Origin of the sequence: Streptomyces atratus (assembly GCF_040655115.1) — a bacterium.
GTDB lineage: Bacteria > Actinomycetota > Actinomycetes > Streptomycetales > Streptomycetaceae > Streptomyces > Streptomyces atratus_D.
Map to the genome: position 1 here is coordinate 1 of NZ_JBFAJH010000084.1, position 18,060 is coordinate 18,060.

15 protein-coding genes and 1 pseudogene are annotated in these 18,060 nt (G+C 72.0%); 6 read left to right on the top strand and 10 right to left on the bottom strand.

Translation table 11 applies throughout. The features are described 5' to 3' along the window. Window positions 1-325: 325 nt before the first annotated feature. Window positions 326-631, bottom strand: coding sequence for a 4a-hydroxytetrahydrobiopterin dehydratase (locus AB0I23_RS39285; protein WP_359117651.1), 306 nt, complete (start codon window positions 629-631; stop codon window positions 326-328). 62 nt (window positions 632-693) lie between these two features. Between AB0I23_RS39285 and AB0I23_RS39290 the strand changes: the two genes are divergently transcribed. Further along, entirely contained in the window at window positions 694-1,503 is an 810-nt protein-coding gene (locus AB0I23_RS39290; RefSeq protein ID WP_359117654.1) for a helix-turn-helix domain-containing protein, read from the top strand. A gap of 326 nt (window positions 1,504-1,829) precedes the next feature. On the opposite strand, the gene secD is transcribed toward AB0I23_RS39290, so the two are convergent. The 7 genes and pseudogenes from secD to AB0I23_RS39325 form a co-directional block, all read right to left on the bottom strand. After that, on the bottom strand, window positions 1,830-4,145 hold the full coding sequence (gene secD / locus AB0I23_RS39295) for a protein translocase subunit SecD (protein WP_359117657.1): 2,316 nt from the start codon (window positions 4,143-4,145) through the stop codon (window positions 1,830-1,832). Window positions 4,146-4,196: 51 nt separating this feature from the next. Then, window positions 4,197-4,700 (bottom strand): hypothetical protein, encoded by a 504-nt coding sequence (locus tag AB0I23_RS39300; RefSeq protein WP_359117659.1) that lies wholly within the window; start codon window positions 4,698-4,700, stop codon window positions 4,197-4,199. A gap of 263 nt (window positions 4,701-4,963) precedes the next feature. Then, window positions 4,964-5,788, bottom strand: coding sequence for a rod shape-determining protein (locus AB0I23_RS39305; protein WP_359117662.1), 825 nt, complete (start codon window positions 5,786-5,788; stop codon window positions 4,964-4,966). 173 nt (window positions 5,789-5,961) lie between these two features. Further along, window positions 5,962-8,088 (bottom strand): NAD-dependent DNA ligase LigA, encoded by a 2,127-nt coding sequence (gene ligA, locus AB0I23_RS39310; RefSeq protein ID WP_359117665.1) that lies wholly within the window; start codon window positions 8,086-8,088, stop codon window positions 5,962-5,964. 27 nt (window positions 8,089-8,115) lie between these two features. After that, window positions 8,116-10,245 (bottom strand): phage holin family protein, encoded by a 2,130-nt coding sequence (locus AB0I23_RS39315; protein ID WP_359117667.1) that lies wholly within the window; start codon window positions 10,243-10,245, stop codon window positions 8,116-8,118. Between the two features lie 100 nt (window positions 10,246-10,345). After that, on the bottom strand, window positions 10,346-10,750 hold the full coding sequence (locus AB0I23_RS39320; protein ID WP_359117685.1) for a hypothetical protein: 405 nt from the start codon (window positions 10,748-10,750) through the stop codon (window positions 10,346-10,348). 154 nt (window positions 10,751-10,904) lie between these two features. Next, a pseudogene (locus AB0I23_RS39325) lies at window positions 10,905-11,058 on the bottom strand (aldehyde dehydrogenase family protein); the annotation flags it as partial. A gap of 107 nt (window positions 11,059-11,165) precedes the next feature. On the opposite strand from AB0I23_RS39325, the gene AB0I23_RS39330 reads away from it, so the two are divergent. The 3 genes from AB0I23_RS39330 to AB0I23_RS39340 all read left to right on the top strand — a co-directional run bounded on the left by AB0I23_RS39330 (window position 11,166) and on the right by AB0I23_RS39340 (window position 12,968). After that, window positions 11,166-11,468: a helix-turn-helix domain-containing protein gene (locus AB0I23_RS39330; RefSeq protein WP_359117688.1), complete on the top strand. Its 303-nt coding sequence runs from the start codon at window positions 11,166-11,168 to the stop codon at window positions 11,466-11,468. A gap of 100 nt (window positions 11,469-11,568) precedes the next feature. After that, complete coding sequence (locus AB0I23_RS39335) at window positions 11,569-12,351, top strand: MBL fold metallo-hydrolase (protein WP_359117669.1); 783 nt, start codon at window positions 11,569-11,571, stop codon at window positions 12,349-12,351. Further along, on the top strand, window positions 12,348-12,968 hold the full coding sequence (locus tag AB0I23_RS39340) for a DedA family protein (RefSeq protein WP_359117672.1): 621 nt from the start codon (window positions 12,348-12,350) through the stop codon (window positions 12,966-12,968). Before AB0I23_RS39335 ends, AB0I23_RS39340 begins: the two co-directional genes overlap by 4 nt. Here AB0I23_RS39340 and AB0I23_RS39345 read toward each other — a convergent pair. Further along, window positions 12,958-14,073, bottom strand: coding sequence for an MBL fold metallo-hydrolase (locus AB0I23_RS39345; RefSeq protein WP_359117675.1), 1,116 nt, complete (start codon window positions 14,071-14,073; stop codon window positions 12,958-12,960). The two genes, AB0I23_RS39340 and AB0I23_RS39345, sit on opposite strands and share 11 nt — an antisense overlap. A 101-nt stretch (window positions 14,074-14,174) precedes the next feature. Beyond that, complete coding sequence (locus AB0I23_RS39350; protein WP_359117677.1) at window positions 14,175-15,443, bottom strand: aminotransferase class I/II-fold pyridoxal phosphate-dependent enzyme; 1,269 nt, start codon at window positions 15,441-15,443, stop codon at window positions 14,175-14,177. A gap of 296 nt (window positions 15,444-15,739) precedes the next feature. Here AB0I23_RS39350 and AB0I23_RS39355 point away from each other — a divergent pair, with 296 nt between their 5' ends. Both AB0I23_RS39355 and AB0I23_RS39360 read left to right on the top strand, forming a co-directional pair. Beyond that, window positions 15,740-16,894: a mandelate racemase/muconate lactonizing enzyme family protein gene (locus AB0I23_RS39355; protein WP_359117679.1), complete on the top strand. Its 1,155-nt coding sequence runs from the start codon at window positions 15,740-15,742 to the stop codon at window positions 16,892-16,894. Further along, window positions 16,891-17,913, top strand: a complete 1,023-nt coding sequence (locus tag AB0I23_RS39360; protein ID WP_359117682.1) for a zinc-dependent alcohol dehydrogenase — start codon at window positions 16,891-16,893, stop codon at window positions 17,911-17,913. The genes AB0I23_RS39355 and AB0I23_RS39360 overlap by 4 nt, the downstream gene beginning before the upstream one ends. Window positions 17,914-18,060 lie beyond the last annotated feature (147 nt).

The following is an 18,060-nucleotide window of genomic DNA, read 5'->3' on the forward strand; positions in this document are numbered from 1 at the left end:
CCGTTTCGTACCGTCGCAAGTCGAAACGTAGCCGGGGTACGGCGTGTTCTGCATATCAGCCCAGGTCAGCGACCCACGGAAACGACAGGGGAGCCAGAAAAAGGCCGGGCCGTATGGCCGGTTCACCGTGGGGAACGCAACGCGCCCCCACGAAACCGGAGTTACGCCGCCTGTGGACCGTTGGTGCCCTCGCCGGCACTGGAAGGCTCTCCGTGGCGGCCGCTGCGCCGGGGCCGGCCCGGCCCGCCCCGAGCACCCGATGATGTGGTCCGCCGCGGCGCCCGACGAGTGCGACGCCTCCCGCTCGGCCCGTGCCTCCGCTCCGTCACGCCGCGCCGTGTCCCGCGGCGATCGCCTCCACGCGCGCGGCGAGTTCCAGGTCGCTCTCGGTGACCACCCCGCCCGCGTCGTGCGTGTTCACCGACAGGGAGACGGTGTTGTAGCCGAGCGTCAGATCGGAGTGGTGGTTCAGCTCCTCCTGGATCTGCGCGACATGGATGGTGAGCCCGGCGGCGGCGAAGTGCGAGCGGAACCGGTATCTGCGGGTGATCCGGTCTCCTTCCAGCGCCCAGCCGGGCAGCTCGCGCAGCCGGTCCTCGATCTCTTTCTGCGACAGCGGTTCGGCGGGCATGGTGCGGCTCCTTCACAAGATCAATTGTTGATGGGCGGTGCCGGTGACGTTACGGTCTCCGTATGACAACTGTCGCGCCTGACACGGGGGTAGGGCCACTGCTGCGCAGTTGGCGGGAACAGCGCCGACTGAGCCAGCTGGAGCTGGCGCTGCACGCGGACTCCTCGGCCCGCCACATCTCCTTCATCGAGACGGGCCGCTCCCGCCCCAGCGAGGAGATGGTCCTCCGGCTGGCCGAGCATCTCGATGTGCCGGTCAGGGAACGCAATGCCCTGCTGGTGGTGGCCGGTTATGCGCCCCGTTACGCGGAGACCGCGCTCGACGATCCCGCGATGGGCGCGCTGCGCGAGGGCATGGAGCAGCTGCTGCGGGGGTACGACCCGTATCCGGCGCTCGTCGTCGACGGGACGTATACCGTGGTGGCCGCCAATCGGGGCATCGCCATGATCATGGAGGGGGTGGCCGAGCACCTGCTCACACCTCCGCTCAACGCCATGCGGCTCACCCTCCACCCGGAGGGTCTGGCTCCGCGGATCCGTAACCTGCGGGAGTGGCGGGCCGACCTGCTGGCGCAGATGGAACGTCAGATCGCGCTGGTCCGTTCGGCGGAGCTGCGTGAGCTCTACGAGGAGGTCGCCGCCTATCCCGTACCGGAGAGCGCCGACGGGCAGAACGAGCCGGCGGGACCGCCGTCGGCACTGTCGTTCGCGCTGCCGATGGTGATCGAGCACGACGGGCGGGTGCTCTCGTTCGTCTCCTCCATCGCCACGTTCAATACGCCGATGGATGTGACGGTGGCCGAATTGGCGATCGAGACGTTTCTGCCCGCCGATCTGGAGACCGCCGCGTATCTGAGGTCGCTCCCGTCCTGACGGTCCGCCGTCCGGTGCGTCACTTCTCGGCGAGGGGGCGGGTCCACGGTGCGTCGGTACGCGCCAGGACGGTGGCCGCCGCACTCGCCGCGACCAGGATCCCCAGGGCGAGCAGCAGCGGCGGCAGCGGTCCGTGCCGGGTCCGTCATGTCCGGTACGAGGGTGGCCCATGCCTCACGCAGCACGATGGGCATGGGCGCGCTCCCGTCACCGGGACGGAATCAGGATTGTGCCGTGACCGGGGTGCGGAACGAAGGACCGCCGCGGCGTGTGCCGCCCACCCGCCAACGGGCGGGGACGGCACACGCCACGGGAGCGCGAAGCGGTTATACGCGCGCCCCGTTGTCGAGCGGGTCCCGTCGTTTCGTCCCCGCACCGGTCGTGCGCCTCGGGGCCCGCTTGCGGGCGGGCGGCGGGGCCTTGCTGCTCTTCTCCAGGGTGAGTGCGACCGGTACGGCGGTCAGCACCGACGAGTACGTGCCGACGCAGATACCGATGAGCAGGGCGAGCGCGAAGTCCGCGAGCGAGTCGCCGCCCAGCACGGCGAGGGCGGCCAGGATGAAGAGGGCACCCATGCCGGTGTTGACGGTTCTGGGCACGGTCTGCAGGACGGCGCGGTTGGCGACGGTCGCCACGGGTACGCGGCGCGCCTTCGCCCACAGTTCGCGGACCCGGTCGAAGACGACCACCGAGTCGTTGACGGAGTAGCCGATGACGGTGAGGAGCGCGGCCAGGAAGATGCCGTCGACGGTGCGGCCGAGCCAGGCGAAGGCGCCGACCAGAATGATGACGTCGTGAACGAGCGCGGCGACCGATCCCAGGGCGAACGTCCAGCGGAACCGGACCGCCAGATAAGCGAGTTGCACAAGGACGGCGATGGTCAGCGCGATCAGCGCGTTGCGCCGCAGTTCGTCGCCGAGGCTGGGGCCGATGAGTTCGTCGCGGACCTTGGTGGTGTGGCCGCCCTCCTCGGCGAGGGCGGCACGCAGGGCGTGCTCCTCGTCGTTGTCGAGGTCTCCCGTACGTACGGAGAGGTCGCCCGCGCCCGCCGTGGTGACCTCGGCGTCCGGGAACCCCGCGCCGGCCAAGGCCGTGCGGGCGGTCTCCACGTCGACGGGCCGACTGGTGGAGTATTCGACGAGCCGGCCGCCGGTGAACTCCACGCCCAGGTTGACACCCCGTACGACGATGCCGAGGACCGCGACGGCGATCAGCGCCGTGGAGATCAGCAGCCAGCGGCGGGGGGACCGGAACAGCTGCGGATCACGGCGGTTCAGCCAGGTCCGTACGCGGCCGGGGCGTGCGATCCCGTTGACGCCCCGGTAGTCGCTGACGAACCGGGAGCGGGACGCGATCTCGGTGAGGGCGCGAGCGATGACGAGCGCCGAGAACATCGACGCGAGAACACCGATGGCGAGCGTGACCCCGAAGCCCTTGACCGGTCCCGAGCCGAGGAAGAAGAGCAGACCGGCGGCGATCAGTGTGGTCACGTTGGAGTCGGCGACCGCGCTCCAGGCGTTACGGAATCCGGCGGTCATCGCGGAGCGCAGGGACCGGCCGGGACGTTCCGCGTACTCCTCTCTGGCGCGTTCGAAGACCAGCACGTTCGCGTCGACCGCCATCCCGATGGCCAGGACGAAGCCGGCGAGTCCGGGGAGGGTGAGGGTGACGCCGAGAGCAACCAGCGCGGCGTACGAGATGACTCCGTACGCGGCCAGGGCCACGGCGGCGAGCGCGCCGAAGAGCCGGTAGACGAAGGTGATGAAGAGGGCGGTGGCGGCGGCGCCGATGAGGGCGGCTCGGGCGCTGGCGTCGATGGCGGCGGCGCCGAGCGTCGGACCGACGGTCCGCTGTTCGACGATCTCGATGGGAACGGGGAGCGCGCCGCCCTTGATCAGCAGCGCCAGATCGCGGGCCTCGTCGGCGCCGAAGGAGCCGGTGATCTGTGTGGAGCCGGACGGAAGGCCGACGTTGCAGCCTACGGACGGGTCGACCTGGGGCGAGGAGATCACCTGGTCGTCGAGGACGATCGCGACCCGCCGCCGATCGTCCTGAACGGGATGACAGGCGGCTTCGCCGGTCAGCCGGGTCCAGTCCCGGCCCGCGCCCTTGTGGAAGTCGAGGGCGACGGTCCAGCCGGCGCCCTGCTGGGCGTCGAAGGAGGCCCCGGCGTCCTTGACGCCCGCGCCGGTGAGCCGGGCCGGGCCGAGGGCGAGAGGACGGCCCTGCTCGTCGGGCAGCGTCAGCCCGGCGGCCTTCCCCTTGTCCTGTTCCGTCTCCTCTTCCGTGCCGGGACCCTGGACGGCGTGGAAGCTGAGCTGGGCGGTCCTGCCGATGACTTCGGCAGCCTTGCGCGGGTCCTGGACGTCGGGCAGTTCGACGATGATCCGGTCCTCTCCGGACCGGGTCAGGGTCGGTTCGGCGACGCCGAGCGAGTCGATGCGCTGGCGGAGCACCTCAAGGGTTCGGTCGGTGCTCTCCCGGTCCGCCTTCGTGGTGGCGGAGTCCTTGGCCTGGAGCACCAGCCTGGTGCCGCCCTGAAGATCGAGGCCGAGTCTGGGTGACATGGTCAGCGTGATGAGGACGGAGACGAGCAGCACGGCCGCAGCCAGAACCGCTCGCACCGTGGTGGCGCGAGTCATGGAAAACCTCCGAGGGGCGCCGGACGCCCTCACCTCGGCGAGGACGCGGCGTCAGTTCGGTCGAGCAGAACGGTGGCCGAGGGAACGGTCCGTCCCCGGAGGGCCGCGTACGCCCGGGAGGGCCACGCGGAAACGGTCGGATGCGAAGGAGGCGGCGTCCGGGTCCCGTTGCCGAGCCGGAAGCGGTACGAGGACGCCAGGCGTCCCCGGCAGCAGGGCGCCGCCGGGGCCGGGCGGCGGGAGCTGGTGCTGAACGCGGATGTGGTCCGTTGCGACCCAGGGGCGGGGAACGGCCGGGAGACCTGTGCGGTCGTGGCCGGTCACCATGGCCGTACGGGTGCGCCGGGTGTCGTGCGGGTGGCCGGGGCGGGCGGTCCGGTCGGTGTGCTGGGCGGGCGGCGGGACGGCGGGCGTGTGCGCGGCGGCGGGCGCCGGACCGGACAGCGGGCGTGACGGGGGCACGGCTCCGGCGGCCGCGACGGCCGCGGACGCGCCGCCGACGACGGTGAGCACGACGAGGAGGAGCACGGCCAGGGCCTGACGGGCCGCTGTCACGCGTCCCAGGGCGTGTGTCGGAAGTCCCGCCTGCCCCGCGACGCCTGGCACGCACGCTCGCTGCGTTGTCGGGCTCGCCCAAGTACGTCCAGTACGAGGACGACCCTCCGCCTTGCGATCGCACGCACCAGACGCCGCCGGGCCCACCCTTCGGGCGGACGGCGGGACTCCCGACACACGCCCTGGGCGCGCCGTACGGTGTGCCGGGCTGTCCGGTCGCCCTCTCGGGGGTGTGTTCCCCGGGGGCGGCCCCGGGAGGGTGGTCACCTCGCCGGGCCGGAAAGGGCCGGCGCCGCGGCGGCGTGCCGGAGCGCGGAGCTGAGGATCAGCCCCGCGCCGCGGACCACCGTGGTGGCCGGGTCGTCGGCGAGCCGCACCGGGACTCCGAGGCGGACCGCGATCCGGTTGGTGATGTCGGGGCGCAGGGCACCGCCTCCGGCGAGCAACGGGCCCTTGCGCAGGGCTCCGAGGACAGCGCCGTGCCGGTCCTGCTGCCACATCTCCATGATCATGTCCAGTGCGGTGCGGACGACGGTGGTGGGCGGCTCGGTGGGTCCGAGGTCGCTGAGGCCGGCCTCGGCCTGGCGGGCGTCCCGGACCATTCCGTCGACGAGGAGGGTGACTTCGGTCAGCTCGGCGCCGATGTCGACGACGAGCAGCGGGCCGCCGTCCTGCGGGCCGGCGTATGCGGCGGCGGCTCTGGCGCTGCTCAGCACGATGACGCTCGCCGGCCCGAGTGCGGCGAGGAGCTCCCGCGCCTCGGCGCGGTGTTCGGGCCCGGCGAGGACCGGGTGGCTGAGGACAATCAGGGTCTCGCTGCGGTCGGCGCCCAGTGCCGTGTCGGCGATACGGCTGAGTATCCGGCCGCAGGACTCGGGGTCGGCTATGCGCCCGCGCCGGATCGGACGGCCCCGACCGGGCCCGCCCGCCAGGTCACCGGTGGACTCGGCGTCGGCGACGACGCCGAGTCCGGGGATCCAGGCGCGGGTGCGGGAACTGCCGAGGTCGAGGGCGAGTCCGCGGGTGATACCGCGGTATCCGTTGCGGACGGACCGGCCGGGTCGCCGTCCGTCGTTCGGAGAATGCATCGTCCCTCATCCCCCGGCCTGCCGCAGCAGCCGTTCACACACGTCGGCCCGCTGGTAGCGAGGCATGACCGAGCCCTCACTATGCAATAAGAAGGCAAAGAAAGCCACTCCCGAGTAAAATCCAAGGGGATCGGCGCGCCGCCCGTGTGACGGGCGCCCGAGTGGTCCGCGCCTCACACCTCGGACGGCAGGAACTCGGCGATCAGTTCGGCGAACTCGTCCGGTGCGGCGATCCGCACGCCGAGGTCCTCCGCCTTGGTGCGCTTGGACCCGGCCTTCTCACCGGCGACGAGCAGCGTGGTGCGCTTGGAGACGCTCGACGACGACTTGCCGCCGGCCCGCTCGATCAGCTCGTTCACCTGGTTCCGCGAGAGTTTCTCCAGCGCCCCGGTCATGGCCCCGGTGACGACGACCGTCATTCCGTCCAGCGGCCGTTCGGCCGCCGTCTCTCCGTCCGCCTCTCCGTCCGCGACGGCGGCAGCCGCGTCCGCGTCCTCTTCACCCGGCTCCGGCGGCGGCGTCGCGCCGGGCTCCACCATGGTGACCCCGGCGGCGACCAGCTTCTCGATCAGCGGGGCGAGCTCGACCAGCTCCGCGACCACCCCGGCGGCCTTCTCCTTCCCGATGCCGTCGACCTGCTGGAGCATGTCGACGTCGGCGGCGCGGATCCGGTCCATACTGGCGAAGTAACGGGCGATCCGCCGCGACATGGACCGCCCCGTGCCCCGTACGCCCAGAGCGCAGAAGACCCGGGAGAGCGGACGGGTGCGCGCCGTCTCGATGGCGGCCAAGAGGTTGTCGGTGCTGGTCTCGCCCATCCGCTCCAGGCCGAGCAGCTGCTCGCGTTCGAGCGTGAAGAGATCGGCGAAGTCGGCGACCAGCCCGGCGTCCACGAGCTGGACGACGCGGGTCGCGCCGAGACCCTCGATGTCGAGCTGATCGCGGCCCGCCGCGTACGAGATGGAGGCGACGAGGCGGCAGTCGCGGCCCCGCACACAGCGCCAGCGCTGCTCGCTCGTGTCGATCTCGGAACCGCACTGCGGGCATGTCCCGGGAAAGACGATGGGCTGCTCGTCGCCGGTCCGCAGATGGGCGACGGGTGCCTCGATGCGGGGGATGATGTCGCCGGCCTTGTAGACCATCACCCGGTCGCCCAGGCGCAGATCGCGGCGGGTGATGTCGGCGGGGTTGTGCAGCGTGGCGTAACTGACGGTCGATCCGTCGATCTCGACGGGTTCCAGCACGGCGCGCGGGGCGATGATCCCGGTCCTGCCGACATTCCACTCGACACCGAGGAGCCGGGTGACCTTCTCGACGGCCGGGAGCTTGTAGGCGATGGCCCAGCGCGGTGCCCGGGTCCCTGAACCGGCCTCGCGCTGGTCGACCGCGAGATCGGCCTTGATCACGATGCCGTCGATGCCGAACGGCAACGAGGCGCGCAGCGCGGCGATTTCCTCGACCCGGGCCTGCACCTCCTCGACGGTGACGACGGTGCGCGGCGCCACGTCCGTGTCGGCCGCGGTGTGCACGCCGAGCCCGGCGACGAACGTCAGGACGTCGCTGTGCGGGAGTTCGGCCAGGGCGTCGGTCAGCTCGCCGGACTCGGGCAGCGGCAGGGCACCGTACGCGAAGAACGTCATCTCGACCGTGTAGGGACGGTCCTTGGCACGGAGGGTGCCCGCCGCGCCGTTCCTCGGGTTGGCGAAGGGGCCGCCGCCGTGCTCGGTGCGCACCGTGTTGGCCCGTTCGAACTGCTCGTTCGTCATCAGTATCTCGCCGCGGACCTCGATCGTCACCGGCTCACCGAGCTGCTCCGGGAGTCCGACGACGGTGCCGATCGCATGCGACACGTCCTCGCCCGCCGAACCGTCGCCCCGGGTGATCAGACGCTCCAGGCGGCCCGACCGATAACGGGCGGCGACCGCGAGCCCGTCGAGCTTCGGCTCCACGCTCCACGCGGCGACCGGTCTGCCGATCCGGCGCTCCAGGGACACCGTCCAGGTGGCGAACTGCTCGGCGGAGAACACGTTGTCCAGGGAGAGCATCGGCGCCGTGTGCGGTACGTCACCGCCCGCGGCGCCGCCGGCCACCTTGCCGGTCGGCGAGGCGGCCAGCACGTCCTGCGGGTGCTCCTCCTCGTAGGTGGCGATCCCGCGCACCAGCCGGTCGTACGCGTCGTCGTCGAGCGTGCTCTCGCCCGCGGTGTAGTACGCGGCGGCGGCCGCCGACGCTTCTTCGACCGCGGCGGCGTAGGAGGCGGCATCGGCGAGCACAACAGCGGAGTTCGTCATGGACACCATCCTGCCGTCCACCACTGACAACGCCCCTCAGCCTGCCGCTGTCCCATCCGCCCCGACGGGATCATCGGCGTCGTCCGAGGTCAGCGGTACCTGTGGTCCGGAGCACTCCCGCAGCCAGCGCCGCAGTACCTCGTGCACCTGCTCGGCCCCCAGCAGCTCCCCACCGTCCGCACCCGGCCCCGCCGATGTGCGGGAGGCCGGCGGCTCCGACATGGTGCGCGGGTGGAGCAGGAAGGGCCGGGACTGCTCGCCGCCCAGGCCGCCGTGGGAGCCGATCTGTTCTTCGAAGGCGTGCACACAGCCCGTGGTGGGGTCGTAAAACGAGTTGACCATCACATCGGCGACGTGCGGGAAGGTGTCGGTGCGCCGCACCGCGTCCGCCGCGCCCGGGCCGAACGGTTCCAGCAGGCCCTCTCCGTCCGCCAGTTCCGACACCGGGGTCTGTACGCCGCCACGTCCCAGCACCACCGATCCGTGCAGCTCGCTGCGGACCAGCAGGAAGCCGATGCCGGGGTGGTTGGCGAGGGTGCTCAGCAGCGCGGGATGGCGGCGGTCCAGCTGTTCGCGGGTCGCGCGCCCGTCGATGTCGGGGAAGGAGATCAGGCCGAGATTGCCGGAGGCGAGGACGACCGGGTCGGACGGGGTCGCGGCGAGTTCCGCATCACCTTCCTCGACGGGCCGGTGCAGGGCGATCCGTACCGCGTCCCGCGCCTCCGAGGCGCTCTTCGAACGGTGCGCCCGCCGGGGCACGGGCAGCCCGCAGCCCGCCCGCACCAGGTCCTTGAGCGTCAGCCCGTACGCTGCGGCGAAGGTCTCCCCCGGGCTCTGTCCGTGGTCGGAGAGCAGCACGATCCGGTAGCGGCGAGGGGTGTGTTCGGCGACTTTGACGATCAGGGCGAGCGAGCGGTCCAGGCGCGCGAGGACCTTCTCCGCGTCGCGGCTGTGCGGTCCGGAGTGGTGGGCGACTTCGTCGTACGCGACGAGGTCGGCGTAGACGACGGTGCGTCCGGAGAACATGTCCCCGATGACCGCAGCGACCACCACGTCACGCTCGACGACGGTCGCGAAGGCGCGGATGAAGGGGTAGAGCCCGCCGCGCTTGATCCGGGGCGTGTCCTTCCGGATCCGCGCCCGGGTCGACTGGCCGATCTCCCGGCCGACCTCGGCGACGAACGACAGGGCGGTACGGACGGCGTTGGCCGGGTCGGAGAAGTACGCGAAGTAACCGGCCCGGGAGCGGCGCCCCTTGCCGGGCCGGGCAGCCATCGACAGAACGAGGGCGAGCTGGTCGGCGCCGCCGCTGAAGAGGTTTCCCCGGCTGGCGCCGTCGAGGGTGAGCAGTCCGCCGTCACGGGTGCGCGCGATGGCACGGCGTTGCAGTTCGAGGGCGCTCGCAGGTCTGCTGGAGACCATGACGTCGCCGGTCTCCTTCTCGTACCAGCGGAAGGCGGGGATGTCGAAGTTGCTGCCGTGCAGGATGCCCAGCTGACTGGCGCCGGTCTGACTGGACCAGTCGGTGCGCCACGGGGTGAGCCGGTGGCCCGACCCGTCGGCGAGCCAGTGTGCAACGGTGGGCATCAGACCGTCCGCGGCGGCCCGCGCGAGGGCGTCGTGGCCGACGCCGTCGAGCTGGATGAAGACCGTGCCGGGTGGTCCGCTGCGGCCGCCGTCCGCGCCTGCGCCCGTGCCGCTGCGACGGCGGCGCCGGTCGGCGAGGCGGGAGAGCCGGCGTCGGTAGGCGTTGTCGTCGCGAACGGCGAGTGCGGTGGAGGTCGCGGAGGCGACGGCGGACATCGCGGCGGCGACGACGACCGCGGTCTCCGGGTTGGCGGCGCCGCGCCCGTCCGGTATGAGCCGCAGGGCGACGAGCAGCAGCGAGCCGTTGAGGAAGAAGACCAGCATCCCGAGGACGAGGGCGGGCACGATGAGCAGCGCCCGTACGAGGACCGGCCAGACCAGCGCGGAGAGCAGACCGAACGCGCCGGCGCCCCAGGCAGCGGTGAACGCGATCTTGGTGAAGCTGTCGCCGTTGTCCGACTGAAGCTGGAAGTCGGGCAGAATCCCGGCGAGCACCAGCATGGTGAGGGTCGAGACGGCCCACACCACGATCACTCGCATCAGGGCGCTGCCGGCCGTACGCCATCGCCCGTCACCCACGCCGTTTCCCACCTCACACGTCCGGGCCCTGCCGTTCCGGACCCGGCACCAGCCTTTCACAGCAGGTTCGCACGGTCCGGAGCCCGGGGATGTGCGACGGTCAGCAGCCGTCGTATCCGGCGGTCGGCATGGAGAGCCTGCGGTGCACGCTCGCCTTCGTACGGGAGCTGTACGACGGCTCGTCGAGACCGGCGAACTCCAGTCGTACGCCTCGCCGCTCGCACTCCGCCGCGAACTCCGGCACCGAGGTGAGTGCCCGGGCGAGCACCCGGCCGTTGGGGGCCACGAAGAGTTCGACGTCACCGTCGTCGACATCCGCCCACAGGGCGTGGTGGTCGGGGCGCAGCCGGTAGAACCGAAACTGTCGTGTGACGACATAGCCCTTGCCGGCGGCCCAGCGGGCGCACATGGCCTGCTGGCTGCGCGTGTCCACGAGGAACGGGTCGCTGTCGAGCTCCTCGAGCGGCGTGAGACTGGCGATGGCCGCCACCCGTACGTCCCCCATGGGCATCCCCCCCGTGCTAGGCGTACGGGCGACCCTACCTCTCCGGCTCCCGTACAAAAAGGCGTATGTCAGGACGGAAGAAGTACGTGCCGGCGCACACATGCGCCCCGGCGCCGGGGCGGGACCCGGGGCGGGGCGCATGGAGGGGCAGGTGTCAGAGCGAGGTCATGACGTGCTTGATGCGCGTGTAGTCCTCGAAGCCGTACGCGGAGAGATCCTTGCCGTAGCCCGACTGCTTGTAGCCGTCCGTGCGGCTCTCGGCGACGAGCGCCATGTGCGTGTTGATGCCAGACGCAGCCGAAGTCGGCCGTTCCTGCCGGGCGCGGCGCTGCGGGTGGCGCAGCGCGAGGCGCTCCGGGCGGTCTCGAAGGCCGTCGATTCGGGCCATCCGGTGATCCGTTACGGGGACGGTTCGATGGGCCGCCGGCTGCCCGGCGACCCGGCGGTCCTGACCGCGCTGGTCGAGCACGTCCTCGGTGAGGTGCTGCGCCACGACGAGGCGCACGACTCGCAGCTGCCGGTCTCCGCCCGCATCTGGACGGAGCGCGACCACCACACGGATGCGGCGGCGGCCGCGCTCCACATCCATCCGAACACCCTGACGTACCGGCTGCGGCGGTTCGGTGCGCCGGCCGACCGCGATCCGGCGTCGACGGGGGCACTGACGGAGGTCTGGCCGGCGATCCAGGCGGCCGTGGCACTGGGACTGACGGGCTGAGGGCGCCTCGTCGGGTCAGCGGCCGCGCACCCGCCCCCGCCCCTCCGGCACTACGCTCAAGGGACCGGAACAACGGGTCACGGCGGACGGGAGGCAGACGGTGCCGGTGGAAGTCACCTGGTGGGGTCATGCCACCTGCACCATCGAGGACTCCGGAGTCCGCGTCCTGACCGACCCGCTCCTCGTACGCCGTTTCGCGCATCTGCGCCGTCGCCGGGGCGCTCTCCCGGGCCCCGAGGCCACCGTCGCGGACATCGTCCTCGTCTCCCATCTGCACTCCGACCACCTGCATCTGCCGTCGTTGGCCCGTCTCACCCCCGGCACCCGGCTGATCGTGCCGGCGGGTGCCGTCCGTTCCGTACCGGGGCTGCGGATGCTGCGCCGCGTGCGCGGGCTGTGGATCACCGAGGTGGCGGCCGGGGACGAGGTGCGCGTCGGCGAGGTGCTGGTACGGGCCGTCCCCGCGTGGCACGACGGCCGGCGGCTCCCGGTGGGCCCGCATCGCTCCCCCGCGCTGGGCTATGTCGTCGAGGGCGAGGCCCGTACGTACTTCGCCGGGGACACCGGGCTGTTCGACGACATGGCGGAGGCGGTCGGCCCGGTGGATGTGGCGCTGCTGCCGGTCGGCGGCTGGGGCCCGTATCTCGGCCACAGTCATCTGGACGCGGGCCGGGCCGCGCAGGCGCTGGCCCGGCTGGCGCCGCGCTCGGCCGTGCCGGTGCACTACGGCACGTACTGGCCGATCGGGATGGACGGGGTCCGGCCGCACGAGTTCCACTCACCGGGTGACGAGTTCGCCCGGCAGGCGGCGCTGCTGGCGCCGGACGTGAAGGTGCACCGGCTGACCCACGGCGAGCATGTGCGGCCGGAGGCCGCCAGGTGATCCAGGAAGTCGTGGGGCAGCTGCCCCCTGAGTCGACGCAGCAGGCCGTCGGCTATCCGTCCCTGTTCCTGCTGGTGGCACTGGGTGCACTGGTGCCGGTGGTGCCGACGGGGGCGCTGGTGAGTTCGGCGGCCGTGGTGGCGTTCCACCAGACGGACCCGTTCGCGCTGCTGGTGGTGTTCGGCGTGGCGTCGTCGGCGGCGTTCCTCGGGGACATCTGTCTGTACTGGCTGGGGCAGCGCGGGGTGCGGTCGAAGAACGGCTCGAAGTGGCTGCGGGCGATCAGCGACCGGGCGGCGCCGGAGCGGCTTGCCCAGGCGCAGCAGAAGCTGGACGAGCACGGCGCGGTGGTGCTGGTGCTGTCACGGCTGGTCCCAGCCGGGCGGATTCCGGTGATGCTGGCGTGTCTGCTGGGGCGCATGCCGATGCGGAGATTCGCCCGTGGGGACATACCGGCCTGTCTGGCGTGGGCGGCGACGTACCAGCTGATCGGCATTCTGGGCGGCTCGCTGTTCCCGGAGCCGTGGCAGGGCGTGGTCGCGGCGGTCGGTCTGACGCTCCTGATCAGCGGTGCTCCCGCGGTGTGGCGCAGGACGCGGGCCCGGTTCAGCCACTGATGCCGCGGGGTGCCCGGGTGGTGTGCGGGGTGCGGTGCGTCCGGGGGGCGCGGGGTGCCCGCTGGGCATGGGTCCCGTCCAGGAGCCGGGAGCCGCCGATCGGCAGGTCCCACAGGTGTTCGCGCGGATGTCCGGCGCGCTGCCAGGCGGTACGGAGCCGGGTGAGCGGTTCGAGTACGGGCTCCGCGGAGAGCAGGAACGTGGCCCAGTGCATCGGTGCCATCACACGGGCGCCGAGATCCTCGTACGCCTGCACGGCCTCCTCCGGGTCGGTGTGCACGTCGCCGAGCCACCAGCGCGGTTCGTACGCCCCGATCGGAAGCAGGGCCAGATCGATCCCGGGGTGGCGGCGGCCGATCTCCGTGAACCAGTGCCCGTAGCCGCTGTCTCCGGCGAAGTAGACCCGCTGCCCGTCGCCACCGCCGATGCCGTTGATGACCCAGCCGCCCCAGAGGGAACGGCAGGTGTCGGTGAGGGTCCGCTTGGACCAGTGGTGGGAGGGCACGAAGTCGAAGCGGACGCCGCGCAGCACCGCCGACTCCCACCAGTCGAGCTCGGTGACGCAGGAGAAGCCGCGGCGACGGCACCACTGGCCGAGCCCGGCGGGGACGAACAGCGGGGTGTCGCGCGGCAGCCTGCGCAGGGTGGGGGCGTCGAGGTGGTCGTAGTGGTTGTGGCTGATCACGACCGCGTCGACGGGTGGCAGGTCGTCCCAGCGGACACCGACGGGCGTGATCCTGGCGGGTGTCCCGAGGATGCGTCGGGACCAGACGGGGTCGGTGAGGATGGTCAGCCCGCCGGTACGGATGATCCAGCTGGCATGTCCGGCCCAGGTGACGCAGGTCGTGCCGGCGTCGGTGGCGGGCAGCGGTTCGGGGGCGTACGGCAACCGGTGGATGCCGCGCAGCCCCTCCGCGTTGGGCCGCACGGCGCGTTCTCTGGTCAGTCGGGACATGTCCCTGATACTCGGGAGCGGGGCGGTGAGCCGGTCGGCGAAGGTGACGGGCCAGACCCTCTCCTCACCGAGGGGGCGCGGCGGGACGATCTCGCCGAGCGAGGCTGCCTGCGCGGCCCCGGCGTCGGAGCGCTCGGTCTGTTCCGTCATCGAAGGACTCCTGTCCCGGAGTGCGTCGTCGGTACGTCGGCGGGTAGATGTGCCAGTGCGTCGTCGGCATGTCGGCGCCTACGCCATCAGGGTTCGGTTCCTCATCGGAGCTCGTCGAGGGCTGCTCCGAAAATGCTCAGCGCTCGGGCGACATGCGGCAATTCCAGGGGCTCCACCGCAGTGAGGGACTCCGTCTGCTGCTCCGGGGTCGATCCGAGCAGCGGTCCGGTGCCCAGCCGCACCCGCAGCGCGCCCAGTTCGTCCCCGAAGCGGTGGCCGCCGGGGGTGGGCGCGCCGAGGCGTTCGGTGAGGTACTCCTCCAGTTCCAGGGAGTCCGTGACGCCGCGGCCGGCGAGCCGGGACCGGAGCGGGCCCAGGTCGGCGTAGAGATGGCGGCCCGCCTGCGGGGGCCGGGCCAGCGCGCCCGAGGCGAGCACCGCCCGGTGGGCCGCGGCGGCGACCTGCGCCTGCAACGCGGCGGCCCGGCGGACCCGGGCGGTGACGGCCTCCGGTTCGGTCAGCGCGTGGGCGGCCGCGGCGGCGACCGGGCCCGCGACGAGGGCGCCCAGTGCGGTGAGGATGTCGAGGGTACGGGCATGGCGCGCCGCAGCCCGTTCGGTGTCGGGGAATCTGGCGACCGCGACCGGCCAGGCGGACGGGGTCAGCGCCCCGGCCAGATCGCAGACGACGGTGACGTCGTCGGGGCACATCTCGGCCGGGCTGAGCAGGACCGTGTCGTGGGGGCGGTGCAGCGTGTCGCGCCAGGTCTCGTCGCTGACGATGTGCATCCCCTCGGCGACGGCTGCCTCGCACGCCTCGCGGACGAGTTCCGGCGGGGCGACGGTGGCGGTCGGGTCGTCGACGACGGAGATCAGCAGCAGCCGGGGCCGGCCGCCTTCGGCACGCACCCTTCGTACGGTCTCCAACAGCGCGTACGGGTCGGGCACGCCGCCGCACTCCGCCGGGGTCGGCACATGGTAGGCGGGCCTGCCGAGCAGCCGGGCCTGCGGGATCCAGGTGGCGGGACAGGGGCGCGGCGTGAGGACATCGCCTCCGTGCGCGGCGATGAGGGCGAGCAGCAACGGCGAGGCGCCGGGGGCGGCTGCGATGTACTCCGGTCCGCCGCGCAGCCCGCGCCGGGTCCAGTAGGCGGCGGCCGCCTCGCGCAGGGGTTCGCCGCCGCCGGTCGGTTCGGGCTCGCTGCGCCCGGCTGCGGCTGCGAGCACCCGGGCCAGCTCGGGCAGCACGGGCAGCCCCGGGTCGGGGGCGGGCGGCCCGTACCGTACGGGCCCCCGATCCTCCCGAGGGGTCCACGGGGCACACCCGGCATGCCCGCCCGGCCCGGCCCGATCGGTCCGTTCGCGCGCCATCGCGGGTCTCCTTCACTGCTACTCCGTCACCCTGTCCGGCTCCGGCTCGCCCTGCCTTGTGCCGTCTCGCTCCCAGGGCCCTTTATACGGAGGTTTGAGCGACACCGCCCGCCCGACAGAGGCGCCCGGGCACCGACCCAGGTCCCGGCCGGGCTGTCCGAGCAGAGGCTCGGCCTCGGCGGGGAACCGAACCCGGACCCGACGGCCCCATTGACACCCGCCCCGCAGCGTCATTACGGTCGCGCCAGAATTTCGAACGCATGACGAAATATCGAACAAGTCGAGGGGCAACTCCCGTGCGCATCACCGGAATCAGCACACACGTCGTCGGCACGCCCTGGCGCAATCTCACCTACGTCCAGGTGCATACCGACGAGGGTCTCACCGGCGTCGGCGAGACCCGGATGCTCGGCCGTACCGATGCGCTCGTCGGCTACCTGCGTGAGGCGGAGGCCAACCACGTCGCCGGCTCCGACCCGTTCGCGGTGGAGGACCTCGTACGCCGGATGAAGTACGGCGACTACGGGCGGGCCGGGGAGATCGTGATGTCCGGCATCGCGGTCGTCGAGATGGCCTGCTGGGACATCAAGGGCAAGGCGCTGGGCGTCCCGGTCTGGCAGCTGCTCGGCGGAAAGGTCACCGACCGGGTCAAGGCGTACGCGAACGGCTGGTACACCACCGAGCGCACCCCGGAGGCCTACCACAAGGCGGCTCGGGCAGTCGTGGAGCGCGGCTACCGCGCCCTGAAGATCGACCCGTTCGGCACCGGTCATTTCGAGCTGGGACAGCAGGAGACCCGGTACGCGGTGTCGCTGATCGAGGCCGTACGGGATGCCATCGGCCCGGACGCCGAACTGATGCTGGAGATGCACGGACGGTTCAGCCCGTCCACCGCCGTGCGGATCGCACACGAGATGGCGCCGTTCCGGCCGGCCTGGCTGGAGGAGCCGGTACCGCCGGAGAACCTCAAGGCGCTCGGCAAGGTGGCCGACAAGGTCGACCTGCCGATCGCGACCGGTGAACGCATCCACGACCGGATCGAGTTCCGCGAACTGTTCGAGTCGCAGGCGGCCGACATCATCCAGCCGGACCTCGGCCACATCGGCGGCATCCTGGAGACGCGCAAGCTCGCCGCTACCGCCGAGACCCACTACACACTCATCGCACCGCACAATGTGGGTGGCTCGGTACTGACGGCGGCCAGCCTCCAACTGGCGGGCTGCACACCCAACTTCAAGATCCTCGAACACTTCAATGACTTCGCGGACGCCGACATCAAGAAGGTCGTCAAGGGTGCCCCACAGGTCGACCCCGAAACCGGCTGCTTCGGGCTCTCCCACGCCCCGGGTCTCGGCGTGGAGCTCGATGTGGACGCGGCAGCCGAATTCCCGCAGCAGCAGGCCAGGTTCGACCTGTGGGCGGACGGCTGGGAGAAGAGGCAGCCCAAGTGAGCACCACCCACTCCCGGGCGATCACGGTCGAGCGGCCCGGCGAGCACACCCTGACCACCGCCCCCGTTCCGGAGCCCGGCCCCGGCGAGGTCCGGGTACGGGTCGCCGCGGCCGGGATCTGCATGAGCGACCGCGAGGTGTACGACGGCCACCGCGACCCGGGATATGTCCGCTACCCGGTGGTGCCCGGCCATGAATGGTCGGGGGTGGTCGACGCCCTCGGCGCGGGCGTCGATCGGGCGCTGCTCGGACGGCGGACGGTGGCCGAGGGCTTCCGGTCCTGCGGCAGTTGCGAACGGTGCCGGAGCAGCGAGACCTCGCTCTGCACATCGGGGTACGACGAGACGGGCTTCACCCGGCCCGGGGCTTTCGCCGACCATGTCGTGGTCCCCGCACGGCTGTTGCACCCCTTGTCCGACGACGCGGATCTGCGCGCCGCCGCCCTGCTGGAACCGGCTGCGGTGGTGGCAGCGGCGGTACGCGCCGGGGCCCCGGAGCCGGGCGAGCGGGTCGCCGTGGTGGGCGCCGGGACGCTCGGGCTGCTCGCCGTGCAGCTGTTGTCCGCGCTGTCCCCCGGCGAGCTGACGGTGATCGATCCGCGCAGCGAACGGGCATTCCAGGCATTGTCGTTCGGAGCAAGTGAGGCCCGTACCCCCGAGGAGGCCTCGGAGGTGCACGGCTGCTACGACCTGGTCGTGGAGACGGCCGGCGCGCCGCCCACCGCAGCCGATGCGTGCCTGCTGGCGCGGCGCGGCGGCCGGGTGGTGCTCACCGGCATGTTCGCGCCGGGAGCCGTCGGTATCGATCCCGTCCATCTGTCGCTGAGCCAGCTCACCGTGCGCAGCGTGTTCGGGGCGTCGTCGGCGGCCTGGTCGTATGCGGTACGGGCGTTCACCGCAGGGCTGCTGGATCCGGCGGCGCTGATCACGCACGAGTTCCCTCTGGACCGGTTCACGGACGCCGTGGCACTGGTCGGGGGCGGTGGTCCCGGGACGGGCAAGGTACTGCTGCGTCCTTAAGAGGCCGCGCAGATAGGTGGGGCGGCGTCGCGTGCCGATGGGCGGCGCCCGGCGGCGTTGTCGTCGGTCGACGACGCTCCGCGTCGCCTCCCTCCTCCGCCTTGCCAGGCTTGCCCCTCACCCCGCTCCTTCCTCCACCCCACCTAT